The organism is Sphingopyxis sp. FD7, from assembly GCF_003609835.1.
Taxonomy (GTDB): domain Bacteria; phylum Pseudomonadota; class Alphaproteobacteria; order Sphingomonadales; family Sphingomonadaceae; genus Sphingopyxis.
In genome coordinates, this window is sequence record NZ_AP017898.1 from 3,233,779 (window position 1) to 3,247,871 (window position 14,093).

Genomic DNA, 14,093 nt, shown 5'->3' on the forward strand with positions numbered 1-14,093 from the left:
ACCTGCAACAGACGAGCGATTTTCGCAAACTTCGTCCCGGCCGTCAGCTTTCTGCGACCCATGGCTATTCGGTACGGACGGGGGGCGATGGTTTCCCACTGGAGCCATTGTCGGGGCGGCGTGATGCGAAAGCTTCGCGCCGCCTCATCCTGCAACGTGCCTGCTTCCGGTGCTCACGTAAAAATGCGCGCTATGCTCCGGGTCACGGAAAACCGCCATTTGCAGACTGCCAGAGCTGAATGTCGATTGGTCCTAATGGAAATCGCGCGATCTGGGCAGGATGCGAACATCGCGCGGATGGCCGTGGCGCGGCGTCCGACCGCGCGGATATTGCGGATGTTTGACCTCGTCGGCGCGCGCGAGATCGGGGTCGAAGACGCGGTTCGTGCCCAGCATATCGAGCATCGCCGTGCGGTCGACGATGCGCGTCGCCATCAGGTGGATCACCCCTTCCTTGCTCCGCTGCACCTCGCCTTCGGCGAGCATCAGCCGCGACGCCATGACGGCGCGGCGATAGCGTTCGAAATGCCGCGCCCACAGCAGCACATTGACGATGCCGCCCTCGTCCTCGAGCGTGATGAAGATCGCATTGCCCTTGCCCGGCCGCTGGCGGATCAGCACGATCCCCGCGGTGCGGACGATCGCGCCATTCTTCGCCGCCGCGACCTCGGTGGTGCTCAGCACGCCTTCGCGCTCGAGATCGCGGCGCAGGAAAGCCATCGGATGCCCTTTCAGCGACAGGCGCGTCGTCTGGTAATCGGTGAGCACATGTTCGACCAGCGGCGTCGGCGGCAGCGCGGCATCCTCCTCATGCCCCAGCTCGTTCGCTTCGGCCGCACCGAACAGCGGCAACACCCCCTGCCGCACGCGCCGCGCGTCCCACAGCGCCGGGCGCCGACCCTGCCCCATCGAGCGGCACGCATCGGCGTCGGCGAGCAGGCGCAGCGCGCGAGGCGGCAGGTTCGCGCGGCGCGCGAGTTCCTCGACCGAGGCGAAGGGCGCGGTGCGCGCCGCGACGATCTGCGCCACCCATTCTTCGTGAAACCCGTCAACCTGCCGGAAACCGAGCCGCAGCGCGAGGCTGCCGTCCGCGCGCCGCTCCAGGCTGTTGTCCCAGTGGCTGGCGTTGACGTCGACCGCGCGCACCTCGACCCCATGTTCCTGCGCATCGCGCACGAGCTGCGCGGGGGCGTAGAATCCCATCGGTTGTGAATTGAGCAGGCCGCAAGCGAAAATGGCGGGATGATAATGCTTGATCCATGACGACACATAGACGAGCCGCGCGAAGGACTGGGCGTGGCTTTCGGGAAAGCCGTAACTGCCGAACCCCTCGATCTGCTTGAAGCAACGCTCGGCGAAATCCTGCTTGTAGCCGCGCGCGACCATGCCGCCGATCATCTTGTCGCGGAAATTGTCGATCGTGCCGACGTTGCGAAAGGTCGCCATCGCGCGGCGCAGGCCGTTGGCTTCTTCGGGCGAGAAATCCGCCGCGACCATCGCGAGCTTCATCGCCTGTTCCTGAAACAGCGGGACGCCATAGGTCTTGCCCAGAACGGCATGCAATTCGCCCGGCGGATGCGGCGGGGCGGGCGCGGGAAACTCGACCGGCTCCTCCCCGTTACGGCGCCGCAGATAGGGGTGGACCATGTCGCCCTCGATCGGCCCCGGGCGCACGATCGCGACCTGCACGACCAGATCGTAAAACTCCTTGGGCCTGAGGCGCGGCAGCATGTTGATCTGCGCGCGGCTTTCGACCTGGAACACGCCGATGCTGTCGCCGCGCTGGAGCATTTCATAGACGTGCGGATCGTCGCAATCGATGTCGACCTCCAGCGTATGATCGCCCAGCCCGTGCGCGCGCATCAGGTCGAAGCATTTGCGGATGCAGGTCAGCATGCCGAGCGCGAGCACATCGACCTTCATCAGCCCCAATGCGTCGATATCGTCCTTGTCCCACTCGATGAAGGTGCGGTCCGCCATCGCGGCATTGTGGATCGGCACCAGCTCGTCGAGCCGCCCCTGCGTCAGCACGAAGCCGCCGACATGCTGCGACAAATGGCGCGGCGCCTTCAATAATTCGCCGACGAAGCGATGCAGCCTTTCGATCTCGCCATTATGCGGGTTGAGCCCGGCTTCGACGAGCCGCTCGACGGGCACCTCGTCGCCCCAGCTTCCCCAGCTCGTGTCGGCGAGCCGCGCAGTGACGTCCTCGCTGAACCCCAGCGCCTTGCCGACCTCGCGGATCGTGCTGCGCGGACGGTAATGGATGATGGTCGCGGCGATCGCGGCGCGGTCGCGGCCATAGCGATCATAGATATACTGGATCACTTCCTCGCGCCGCTCATGCTCGAAATCGACGTCGATGTCGGGCGGCTCGTCGCGTTCGGCCGAGACGAAGCGCGAGAAGAGGAGGTCGTGCTTCATCGGGTCGACCGACGTCACGCCGAGCAGGAAGCAGACGATCGAATTGGCCGCCGACCCGCGCCCCTGGCACAGGATCGGCGGCTCCTGCGCGCGCGCGAAGCGGACGAGGTCGTAAACGGTGAGGAAATAATAGACATAGTTCCGCCGCCGGATCAGGCGGAGCTCGTTGCCGATCAGCTTGCGGACCTTGGGGTTCAGCGGAACGCCATAGCGTTCCTCCGCCGCGCGCTTCACCAGATGGTGCAGATAGTTGAAGGGTTTCCACCCCGGCGGCACCGGCTCGTGCGGATATTCGTAACGCAGATCGTCGAGCCTGAAGCCGATGCGCGCGAGCAGGCCGGTGCTCGCTGCGACCGCCTTTGGATGTTGCCCGAAAAGTCGGCGCATTTCGGCGGGTGACTTCAAGTGGCGTTCGCCATTGGCGGCGAGCAGCCTGCCCGCCTTGTGAACCGTCGTTCCTTCGCGGATGCAGGTGATGATGTCGTGGAGCGGGCGCTGTGCGGCGGTCGCATAAAGCGCGTCACTGGTTGCGAGCAGCGGCACGCCGGTCGCCGCCGACAGGCGCTGGAGTCGGGCGAGCCGCCGCGCATCGGCGCCCGACCGCGGCATGGTGGCCGCCAGCCACAGTGATTTGGGCCGCGCGGCCTTGAGCGTGCGGAGCAGCGCCGCGTCGCCCGCCATCGCGATCAGCAACAGCTCGTCGCAATGCGCGAGCAGATCGCCCAGTTCGAGGATGCAGTCGCCCTTTTCGGCGCGCAGATTGCCGACCGAGAGCAGCCGGGTGAGCCGTCCCCAGCCGTGGCGGCTGACCGGATAGGCGATAATGTCGGGGGTGCCGTCGGCGAAGACGAGCCGTGCGCCGACGACCAGCCGGAACCCCTCCACCATCGCGGGATTCTTGACCTGCTGCTCTTTCAGAAAGGCCCATGCGCGCACCACCCCGGCGACGCTGTTGCGGTCGGCGATGCCGATGCCGGCCATGCCGAGCCTGATCGCCTCGGCGACCATCTCATGCGGGTGCGAAGCGCCGCGCAAGAAGCTGTAGTTGGTCGCGGCGACCAGTTCGGCGAAGGGCGTTCCGAGTGCCTCGCTCATGCGAACAATCCGTGGATATACCAGCGCGGGTTGGGTTTTTCGTGGTAAAGCCCGTGGCGAAAGAGCCAGAAACGGCGGCCCTGTGCATCCTCGACGCGGTAATAGTCGCGCGTCAGCCCGCCATTGTCGCGTCGCCGCCACCATTCGGCGGCGATGCGTTCGGGGCCTTCGTAGCGGCGGATGGCGTGCAAGACGCGGCGCCAGCGAAAGCGTTGCGGCGGGCCGTCGGGCACTTCGGCGATGACCTCGATCGGCTGCGGCGGGTCGAAGAGGTGAAAGGGGCGCGTCGGCGGCTCGCCCGGTTCGCCCGCCTGCCAGGGCAGCGGCGGCGGCGCGTCGATCGCGGGCAGTTCGAGCTGCGCCTGTTCGGGGATATGCGTGTCGGCGGGGCGCAGCCGCCGCACCTGCCTGCGCCCGAGCCGCGTCGCCAGCCGGTCGGCGAGCTCGTCGATCGCGGCGTCCTTGACCGCGCCGCCTTCGAGTTCGAGCTGGCTCGCGCCGAGCGCTTCGAGCCGCGGCACCGCGAAGCGGATCATGTCGAAGCCGAAACCGGGATCGAGCGGATCGGCAAGGCCGTCCATCCGCTCGGCGAACAGGCGCATGACAAGGTCCGTGTCGCGCGTCGGGTGCCCCGTTTCGATGGCGATGCCGCGCGCAAGGCCATCGCTGCGAAAGAAGGTCGCGCGAAAATGGCGCCCGCCCTTGCCGCGTTCAGCGAGGATCCGAACCGTCTCGCCGACCAGTTCGGCCAGTATTCTGACGGCGTGCGCGCTGCTGCCGAGCGGCTCGGCGAAGCGGCGCTCGGCGGCGACGGGGGGCGGGGTGATTTGCGGGTCGAGCGGGCTCGGCGCGTCGCCCAATATCCGCCGCAGCGCCATTACGGCGTCGGCGCCGAAGCGCGCGGCAAGGTTCGCCATCGGACGGCTTGCGAGGTCGCCGATCGTCTTGAGGCCCGCGCGCACAAGCGCGGTCGTCGCCTCGGCATCCAATTCGAGCGCGGCGACGGGCAGGCGGCGGATCGCCTGCGCTTCGTCGGGGGCGGGGCGCGCCTGATGGCGCGCGAGCGCGCGCGCGGCGTCGGCGGTGGGGCCGAGCGCATGGCGGAGCGTCATGCCGAGGCGCGCGAAGCGGTTTTCGACATCGGCGACCAGTCCGGCCTCGCCGCCGAAAAGATGCGCGGCGCCCGCGATGTCGAGGATCAACCCGTCGGGGGCGTCGAGCGCGACGAGCGGGGTATAGCGCGTGCAGCCCTGTGCCAGCCGATCGAGCCAGTCCTGATCGGCCGTCGGATCGTGTCGAACGACGACAAGCTCGCTCATCTGCGCGCGCGCGTCGGCGAGGGGCATATCGGGGCGCAGCCCGGCCGCGCGCGCGGCGGCATCGACGCTGGCGAGGCGCATCGCGCCGCGCTGCTTCGCGGCAAAGACCAGCGGCGCGTCAGGCGGCTTCGGCGCCGTGCGCAGCCAGCGCTCGGCGGGCAGGAAGGGGAAGAAGAGCGCCAGATAGCGCCGCGTCCCCGGCGCCTTGTCCAAAGCCTTGTTCGTCATGGTTCCAGTCCAGTCGCCAGCGCGCGCCCGCGGCGCCGCCGCGCCAGCGCAGCAGTTCGAGGTTGAAGGCGGGCGCGCCGGGGGCATCGGCGTCGAGCGCGTGTGACGCGGCGGCGGCGACGCTCCAGCGCGTTTCGGCGACGCTCGGCGCGGGCGCGGCACCCAGGCGGAGCATCAGCAGCGTGGTGCCCGCGTCGCGCGCGCCCAGCGCGAGCCGCCGCCCGGCGGTGAGGTCGAGCAGCGGAAACCGCCCCCAGCTTTCGACGATCACCGCCGCCGATCCCGCGCAGCGGACCGCGTCGTTGGCGCAGGCGAGCAGCGCCTTGGGATCGGCCGCCTCGACCAGCAGCAGCCGGTCGGGATCGCCGCCGAGTTCGGCGATGCCGGGGGCATAGATATGCCCTGCTCGCCGCGCCGCATCGGCGGTGCGCAGCCAGATCAGCGGCGCCCGACCCGGCGAGCGCAGCGCGAGAAGCGCGGCAAAGGCGGCGGCGCTTGTCGCGTCGAGCGCGTCGGCAGCGAAAAATTCATGGACCCGCCCGGTCGCGAGCCCACCGCCGAGCGCATCGTCAAAGGACGCATGGCCGCTCGCCAGCCAGTCCGCGGCCGGACGGCTTTTGAAATCGCCACTGGCGGCGATCCGGGCGATGCGTTGGCGCAGCCCGACGAGAGGGTGGGACGACTCGCGCATATTTGTTCCCTATATGTTCTATTGATGCTTTTGGAGCGGCGCTTGTCAAGGGAATCGAGCGCGGTTCACGATGCGCCATCTGTATCGCCGGATCGCCACCGCATGTCTGCTGCGCCGCTAGGGCCGATCGACATTCGGAAGCTGGCGAGTCGAAAAGGGTGGTTTTCCGTGATCCGGAGCGCAGCGTGCTTTTTGCACGTGAGCAGCGGAAGCGCGGAAGGCCGCCATTTGCAGACCGCCAGAGCTGAATGTCGATTGGTCCTAGACCGGACCCGCAGCCTGCATCTCGGCGATCAGGGCATTGTCGATCGCCTTGGCGCGCTTGTATGCCGCGCGTTCGCGCAACGGCGCGACATAGGCTTCAAAGGCCGGACGCGACGCGATCGTCCCGAATTGCAGTCCCCAGTCGATCTGGCTGCCGACATAGACGTCGACGGCGCTGAAACGCTCGCCCGCGACAAAGGCCTTGCCCGCAACCGCGCTCTCCAGCGCGTCGAGCGCCGCGGCGAGCGAGCCGAAGCCCGCCATGCGCTGCTGATCGGCGTCGGGTTCGAATCCGAACATCTTTGCGGTGATCGCCTGCTCGACCGGTCCCGCGGTGAAGAAGAGCCAGCGATAATAGTCGGCGCGGTCGGCGGGCGCGGGCGCGAGTCCCTTTTCGGGAAAGGCATCGGCCAGATAGGCGCAGATCGCGGCGCATTCGGTGATGATCCTGCCCTTGTGGACGATTGCCGGAACCTTGCCCATCGGGTTCACCGCCAGATAGGCGGCGTCCTTCATCGTCGTCCCATATTCGAGGATGCGCGGCTCATAGGGGACGCCGACCTCCTCGAGCATCCAGCGGACGATCTGCCCGCGCGACATGGGGTTGGTATAGAAAATCAGCTCGTCGGCCATGATGCCTCTCCGTCGATGTTGCGAGTCGTTCAGGAACATATCAGGAACACATACGCTGCGCCACTGCTCTTGTTTTGTCATGGCGGCGCGGTAAGGCAAGGCGATGACCGACGAACGCATCTGGACCGCCGCCGTGCTGGTGATCGGCGACGAAATCCTTTCGGGCCGCACGCAGGACAAGAATGTGTCGCAGATCGCGACCTGGCTCGACGTGCAGGGGATCCGCCTGCGCGAAGTGCGCATCGTCCCCGATGTCGAGGATGAGATCGTCGATGCGCTCAACGCGCTGCGCGCGCGCTACGACTATGTCTTCACCACCGGCGGCATCGGGCCGACGCACGACGACATCACCGTCGATGCGGTCGCCAAGGCGCTCGGCGTCGGCGTGATCGTCCACCCGCAGGCCCGCGCGATCCTCGAACGTTATTACACCGCGCGCGGCGGCGAGCTCACCGAAGCGCGGCTGCGCATGGCGCGCACCCCCGACGGCGCCGAACTGATCCCCAACCGCATGTCGGGCGCGCCGGGCATCCGCATCGGCAATCTGTTCGTGATGGCGGGGGTGCCGCACATCACCGCGGGAATGCTCGACGCGCTGACCGGCGAGCTTGAGGGCGGGGCGCCGCTGGTGGCGCATACGATCGGCGCCTGGGCGGCCGAAAGCGAGGTCGCCGACCTGCTTCGCCGCGGCGAAAAGGAGCATCCGGGGGTCGCGATCGGCAGCTATCCCTTTTTCCGCGAGGGCAAGGTCGGCGCCAATTTCGTCATCCGCTCGGTCGACGCCGCGGCGGTCGCGGCGTGCACCGCGATGCTCACCGCGGGGCTCGAGGCGCTGGGCTATGCGGTGACCGACGGCGGCATCTGATCCACGGTCTGCGTCGCGCGCGGCAGGCGGCGCAGCATCGCGATCGCCAGCAGCCCGAAAATCGCGGCGACGATGAACGCGGCGCCGGGGAAATGCACCGGGGCGGCGTCGGCCGTGAAATAGGCCATGGTCCCGGTGAGCAGCATCGGCGCGGCCAGCTGCCCCAGCCCCATCGCCATCGCCGAAATCCCCTGCACTTCGCCCTGCGCATCGGCGCTGGCGCGGCGCGACATCATCGCCATCAGCGAGGGCTGCACCGGCGCCTGCAACGCGATGGGGATCAGCAGCAGGAAGGCGCCGATCGTCGAGGTGGTGAAAGCATAGCCGATATAAACCGCGACCGCGACGAGGATGCCGAGCGTCGCGGCGTCGCGCTCGCCAAAGCGCGCGACCGCGGGGCCGACAACGAACATCTGGCCCAATGCGATCATCACCCCCACGGCGGCGAGGCTCGCGCCGATCATTCCCGGCGACCAGCCAAGCTGCGCGATGCAGTAAAAACTCCACGTCATCGGATAGACGAGGCTGGCGATCTGCCACAGCACGAGCACCCCGGCGACGCCGTCCATTCCGGGCAGCGCGCGCATCGTCTTCCACGCGCCGAGCGGGTTGGCGCGGCGCCAGTCGAAGGCGCGGCGACGTTCCTTCGGCAGCGTTTCGGGGAAGATGAAATAGCCATAGAGCATGTTCGCCGCCGCAAGGATCGCGGCGGCCAGGAACGGCGCGCGCGGGCTCATCTCGCCCAGGAAGCCGCCGATCGCCGGCCCGGCGACGAAGCCGACGCCGAACGCCGCACCGACGAAGCCGAAATTGCGCGCGCGTTCCGTCGGCGGGGTGATGTCCGCGATCGCCGCCTGCGCGGCGGCATAGCTGCCGCCGAAGATGCCCGACAGCGCGCGCGCGACGAACAGCCACGGCAATGTTTCAACCACGGTGAGCAGCGCATAATCGACCGCGAGCCCGCCGAGCGCGAGGAGCAGGATGCGCCGCCGCCCGAACCGATCGGACAGATTGCCGAGCACCGGCGAGGCGAGGAAGGTCGCGACCGCCATCACCAGCCCGATCCACGCGCCGACCTCGATCGCGCGGGGCAGGTCGATCCGCCCGACCTCCATCACCAGCTGGGGCAGCACGGGCATGATGATGCCGAACCCGACCGCGTCGATGAAGATGGTGACGACGATGAAGGGAATGGTGCGCCTTGCCGTCACTTGTGCTTTGCCCTGGCTGTCATTAGGCCGTAACCCCATAAATTGGCCTGGCGCGACCGATCCCTGCCTCATGGTTGCCGATAGATGAAACGGACCGTTTCCGCCTCCCTAAATTGCAGCCTTCCCGAACCCGCCCACCTGATGCTCCCGATCGAGGCGGCAGACGGCGGCGGCGATCCGCGTCCCGGACATTGAGGCCCCCGGCACGGGCAAGGCGCGCGTGGGCGGTTGCGATGACCCGTTGAACCCGCCACCCGAAACCGGACATTGCGACATCGTGGGGCATTGATCTCAAAGCGGCCGTTCAGCTGTTATCGTCCCGCTCCAATTCTGTTCAGCCTGGAATTGAGAACTCCGTTGTTGTCCCAAGCCGTGGTTTCGCGCGATGATCGGGTAACCAGTTGTCCATCGGCCCAATGACGTGCGGGCTCTTCGGAGGAGGGATCATGAAGATTGTTGCTTTCGGTCTCGCCGTTACGCTCGCGGGCATGAGCGTGGCTGCATGGGGTGAGACGCCTCGTAATGCGGGAATCTTTGTCGATCCGAACAGCACGACGAAACAGGCTGCCGAACGGCTGGATGGCCAATCGCGGCGTGACGCCCTGCTTTTGTCCCGCATCGCATCGGCGTCGTGGTTTGCCAATGGCACGCCGGAAATGGTCGAGGCCAAGGTCCGCGAGATCGTAGATCGCGCAACGGCCGCGGGGCAGGTTCCCGTCCTTGTAGCCTATAACATTCCGTTCCGGGACTGCGCGCTCTATTCGGCCGGCGGCGCATCTGATGGCGCGGCTTATCTTGCGTGGATCAAGGGTTTCGCGGCGGGCATCGGGGAGCGAAAGGCGATCGTCATTCTCGAACCCGACGGCCTTGGCATCATTCCCTGGCACCGGACGCTCGATGGATCGGTCGAAAATTGCCGGCCTGAGGGGCAGGATGGCCGTGCGTCCGAAGCGAGATACGCGCAATTGCGCGGCGCGGTCGCGATCCTTGCCGCCCTGCCCAATTCGCGCGTGTATCTCGATGGAACCGGCAGCAGCTGGCTTGCGCCGGGGGAAACCGCGAATCGCCTGATCAAGGCCGACGTTGCCCGCACCGCGGGCTTCTTTCTCAACGTCTCGAACTTCGAGAGCGACGTGCGCGTGCTTCCCTACGCGCGCTGGGTCAGCGATTGTATCGCGCTGGTGACGCGCGGCGGGATCGACCCGCGCGACTGCCCAAGCCAGTATGGCCCGGCGCTATTCGGCGATACGTCGACATGGTCGGCAACGGACGACGCATACGACAGGCTGTTCGAGATCGCCAACCTACGGCGCGATCCGGCATCGCAAAAGCATGCGGTGATCGATACCAGCCGCAACGGCAGGGGATCGTGGGAACCGCCGACAGGCAAATATCGGGACGCCGAAATCTGGTGCAACCCACCTGGTCGCGGGTTGGGGCGCCGACCGACGTTGGAGAGCGGCAATCCCTATGTCGATGGCTTTCTGTGGATCAAGGTTCCGGGTGAATCCGACGGGCAATGTTTTCGCGGGACGGCCGGGCCGGCCGATCCCGAACGGGGCATGATTGCGCCGTCGGCGGGGCAATGGTTTCCCGCGCAGGCCCGCGAACTGATCGAACTGGCCGATCCGCCGCTGGCGTCCGAATGAATGATATTTGCAGCCGCGCCGCGTCAGCTGCCGTGCGGCCGGGCAGTCGAAGCCCGCACGAGCAGGTCGTGCGAATGGTCGCGTCGCTGTGATGTCGGCGCGGCTTCCTCTCCGTCGAGCCGCGCGATCAAGCGGTCGGCGGCATCCCAGGCCATCTGGCGCACCGGCTGGTTCACGGTCGTAAGCTGCGGCCATGTCGTTCGCGACACTTCCGAATTGTCGAATCCTGCGACCGACAGATCACCGGGAACCGACAGGCCAAGGTCGCGCGCTGCGGCGATTGTAGCCACCGCCATGTCGTCGTTCTGGGCAAGGATGGCGGAGGGACGAGGGTTGCGATCGAGGAGTTCGCGCGCAACCCGGTAACCGACCTCGTAAGTGAAATCGCCCGTCACGACGCGCGATTCGGCGATGGATACACCCGCTGCCGCAAAGGCCCGGCGATAGCCCTCCAGCCGACTCCGGCTGGCGGCGTGCGAAGGGTCGCCCAGGATGATGCCGACGTCGCGGTGTCCCAGAGCCAGTATATGTTCGGCGATGCTGAAGGCGGCGGCGACCTCGTCCATCGCGACGACGATGCCGCGATCGAGATCGCTGTGCGGGGTGATCCGCGCATAGGGAAATTTCTGCCGGTCGAGAATGTCGAGCAGTTCGGGCTGGTCGCACGCGGGCGGAGCGAGCAGCGCGCCGTCCAGCCCGGCGCGCAGAAGCAGCCGCCCGAGTTCGTCGGGTCGGCTGGCAACATGGTTGAAGGGAAGGACGACGAGCCGGTAGCGCCCGCTTTCCAGACGGCCGAGCGCGCCGTTCTGCAATTCGACGACATAGCTGGGACTCGGACGCTCGTAGGTGAGGCCGATGAGAAAGGAGCGGCGTGCGATCAGGCTCTGCGCGGCAAGGTTGGGGTGATAGTCGAGCGCGGCCGCGGCTTCCTTGACCTTGCGGCGCACGGTGTCGCTGACATGCGGGGCGTCGTTGAGCGCGCGCGATACGGTCTTGGGCGTGACGCCCGCCACGCGCGCGATGTCGACGATCGTGGTTCGCTTTGAAATTATCCCCTCCGATCAGCTGGATAGCGATCGATTTCCGATGACATCCCGTGATGTCGACCATCGTCTTAGCGGCTCTGTTGACTTCTGTCGATGAGTAGCAGTAAACGTTGACCGAGAATCGGTAAACGTTGACATAAACGGGGGAGAGGAAATGAGCGTGCCGCGCGGGGCCTTGATGGCGCTTGGAGTGACGTCGTTGGTGGCGCTCGCTTCGCCTTTTGGTGTTCGCGCTGCGACGGCCGGGAGTTCGACCGGGATCGGCGCCGAGGCGCAGCCGGCGAACTGGCCGGCGCGCACTGCCACCGTTCCCCGCGACCCTGCGGTCGAGCGGCGCGTCGATGAACTGATCGCCGCCATGTCGCTCGAGCAGAAGGTGGGTCAAGTCATCCAGGCCGATATCGCCACCGTCACCCCCGACGACGTCTATCGCTATCATCTGGGTTCGGTGCTCAACGGCGGCAATTCGGATCCGGGGGGGCGCTACAATGCGCCCGCGAAAGACTGGCTCGCCGCGGCCGACGCCTTTTACGCCGCCTCGATGAAGCCGAACGGCGCGTTGCCCCGGATTCCGGTGATCTGGGGAAGCGACGCCGTCCACGGCCACAATAATGTCGTCGGAGCGACGCTGTTCCCGCACAATATCGGCCTTGGCGCCGCGCGAAACCCCGACCTTATCCGCCGGATCGGCGCGGCAACCGCGATCGAGATGCGCGTGACCGGGCTCGACTGGACCTTTGCGCCGACGCTCGCGGTGGTGCGCGACGATCGCTGGGGCCGCACCTATGAAGGCTTTGGCGAGACTCCTGAGATTGCAGCGAGCTACGCCGCGCCGCTGATCGAGGGGCTTCAGGGCAGAATCGGCGACAGGGACTGGCTGCGCGGCCCGCATATCATCGCGACCGCCAAGCATTTTCTTGGCGACGGGGGCACGACGGGCGGGCGTGACCAGGGCGATGCCCAGATGTCCGAGGCCGCGCTGCGCGACCTGTTCAGCCCGCCCTATCTTCCGGCGCTCGACGCGGGCGTCCAGTCGGTAATGGTGAGCTTTTCAAGCTGGAACGGCGACAAGATGCACGGCAATCGCTCGCTGCTCACCGGCGTGATGAAGGAGCGCTGGAACTTCGACGGCTTCCTCGTCGGCGACTGGAACGGCCATGGCCAGGTCGCGGGCTGCACACCGACCGACTGTCCGCAATCGCTGATCGCCGGGCTCGACATGTATATGGCGCCCGACAGTTGGAAAGAACTTTACCGGACGACGCTCGATCACGCGCGAAACGGAACATTGCCGTCAGCGCGGCTCGACGAGGCGGTGCGCCGCATCCTGCGCGTCAAGGTCCGCGCCGGGCTGTTCGAGGCCGGAAAGCCATCGTCGCGGCCCTATGCCGGTCGGTTCGAGCTGTTGGGCAGCAAGGAGCATCGTGTGCTCGCGCGCGAAGCGGTTCGCGAATCGCTCGTGCTCCTGAAGAACGCGGGCGGGGTTCTGCCGCTCAAGGCCAAAGCGAATATCCTTGTCGCGGGCGACGGCGCCGACAATCTGACCAAGCAGACGGGCGGCTGGACGCTGAGCTGGCAGGGGACGGGAACCAGGCGCAGCGACTTTCCGAACGCCCAGACGATCTGGGAAGGGATCGAGGCCGAGGTGAAAGCGGCGGGCGGGACCGCGACGCTGGCGATCGACGGACGTTATTCGGTGAAGCCCGACGCGGCGATCGTGGTGTTCGGCGAGGATCCCTATGCCGAGTTTCAGGGCGATCGCCCCGACGTCGGCTATGACGATGCCAGGAATCTGGCGATCATGCGGCGGCTGAAAGCCGAAGGCGTGCCCGTCGTTGCGGTATTCCTGTCGGGCCGCGCCATGTGGGTCAATCCCTTCCTCAATGCGTCGGATGCCTTCGTCGCGGCCTGGCTGCCGGGGTCCGAAGGCGGCGGGGTGGCCGACCTGCTGTTCGGCAAGGCCGACTTCAAGGGGAAGCTGCCCTATAGCTGGCCCAGATCGAGCGACCAGACGGCGGTCAATGTCGGCGATGCCGATTATGATCCGCTCTTTCCTTATGGTTTCGGGCTGACCTTCGCCGACAAGGGCGAGCTTGCCCCGCTGCCCGAAGCGCGCGCCACCAGCGCCGCCCCCGATCCCGGCATCCTTTTCGCCGCCGGAAAGCCTGGCAGCGGCCGACGCCTGCTGCTCGGTCCGCCCGGTGCGCTGTCGACCAATCCCGGCCCCGACCGTATCGAGGCGCGTGCCGCCGATCGCGTGGCGCAGGAGGATTCGGTGCGCCTTCGCTGGACCGGCGCTGGGCTTGCGGTCGCCGCGATCGTCGAAGACGCGCCCGTCGACCTCATGCGCGAGGCGAACGGCGAGCTTGCGCTTGAGGTCGAACTTCGCGTCAACGCGGCGCCGTCCGCCGATGTCAGCCTGCTGATGGGTTGCGGGACGAATTGCACGGGTGGTTTTCCGCTGCGCAGAGTGCTGACCGAGGCCGCCGCGACGGGCAAATGGACGCGGATCGCCGTGCCGCTGCGCTGTTTTGCACGGGCGGGGGTCGACATGAGCCGCGTCGAGACGCCGCTCAGCTTCGCAACATCGGGAACGCTCGACATCACCATGTCCGCGGCGCGCATCGCCTCGCCGTCCGGGCCGCAGCTTGCATGCAATTGAAAGTCA

The 14,093-nt window shown here is 67.1% G+C and carries 9 protein-coding genes; 3 read left to right on the forward strand and 6 right to left on the reverse strand.

Features of this window, described 5'->3' with window-relative positions; all coding sequences use genetic code 11:
- Window positions 1-252 precede the first annotated feature (252 nt).
- The 4 genes from SPYCA_RS15755 to SPYCA_RS15770 form a co-directional block, all read right to left on the reverse strand.
- A complete protein-coding gene (locus SPYCA_RS15755) occupies window positions 253-3,519 on the reverse strand; it encodes an error-prone DNA polymerase (RefSeq protein WP_120221736.1) in 3,267 nt (1,088 codons plus the stop codon).
- On the reverse strand, window positions 3,516-5,066 hold the full coding sequence (locus tag SPYCA_RS15760) for a Y-family DNA polymerase (RefSeq protein WP_120221737.1): 1,551 nt from the start codon (window positions 5,064-5,066) through the stop codon (window positions 3,516-3,518). Before SPYCA_RS15760 ends, SPYCA_RS15755 begins: the two co-directional genes overlap by 4 nt.
- Window positions 4,957-5,757 (reverse strand): ImuA family protein, encoded by an 801-nt coding sequence (locus tag SPYCA_RS19620; protein WP_120221738.1) that lies wholly within the window; start codon window positions 5,755-5,757, stop codon window positions 4,957-4,959. The genes SPYCA_RS15760 and SPYCA_RS19620 overlap by 110 nt, the downstream gene beginning before the upstream one ends.
- A 261-nt stretch (window positions 5,758-6,018) precedes the next feature.
- On the reverse strand, window positions 6,019-6,654 hold the full coding sequence (locus SPYCA_RS15770; protein WP_120221739.1) for a glutathione S-transferase family protein: 636 nt from the start codon (window positions 6,652-6,654) through the stop codon (window positions 6,019-6,021).
- A gap of 103 nt (window positions 6,655-6,757) precedes the next feature.
- Here SPYCA_RS15770 and SPYCA_RS15775 point away from each other — a divergent pair, with 103 nt between their 5' ends.
- The gene (locus SPYCA_RS15775; protein ID WP_120221740.1) at window positions 6,758-7,519 is read left to right on the forward strand and encodes a competence/damage-inducible protein A; all 762 of its coding nucleotides are present in this window, start codon (window positions 6,758-6,760) and stop codon (window positions 7,517-7,519) included.
- On the opposite strand, the gene SPYCA_RS15780 is transcribed toward SPYCA_RS15775, so the two are convergent.
- Window positions 7,492-8,730, reverse strand: a complete 1,239-nt coding sequence (locus SPYCA_RS15780) for an MFS transporter (RefSeq protein WP_120221741.1) — start codon at window positions 8,728-8,730, stop codon at window positions 7,492-7,494. The two genes, SPYCA_RS15775 and SPYCA_RS15780, sit on opposite strands and share 28 nt — an antisense overlap.
- Window positions 8,731-9,176: 446 nt before the next feature.
- On the opposite strand from SPYCA_RS15780, the gene SPYCA_RS15790 reads away from it, so the two are divergent.
- Window positions 9,177-10,379 (forward strand): glycoside hydrolase family 6 protein, encoded by a 1,203-nt coding sequence (locus tag SPYCA_RS15790; RefSeq protein WP_120221742.1) that lies wholly within the window; start codon window positions 9,177-9,179, stop codon window positions 10,377-10,379.
- 23 nt (window positions 10,380-10,402) lie between these two features.
- Here the strand turns inward: SPYCA_RS15790 and SPYCA_RS15795 are convergent, their stop codons facing one another.
- Complete coding sequence (locus SPYCA_RS15795; protein ID WP_172595165.1) at window positions 10,403-11,431, reverse strand: LacI family DNA-binding transcriptional regulator; 1,029 nt, start codon at window positions 11,429-11,431, stop codon at window positions 10,403-10,405.
- Window positions 11,432-11,579: 148 nt separating this feature from the next.
- On the opposite strand from SPYCA_RS15795, the gene SPYCA_RS15800 reads away from it, so the two are divergent.
- Window positions 11,580-14,087 (forward strand): glycoside hydrolase family 3 protein, encoded by a 2,508-nt coding sequence (locus tag SPYCA_RS15800; RefSeq protein ID WP_120221744.1) that lies wholly within the window; start codon window positions 11,580-11,582, stop codon window positions 14,085-14,087.
- Window positions 14,088-14,093 lie beyond the last annotated feature (6 nt).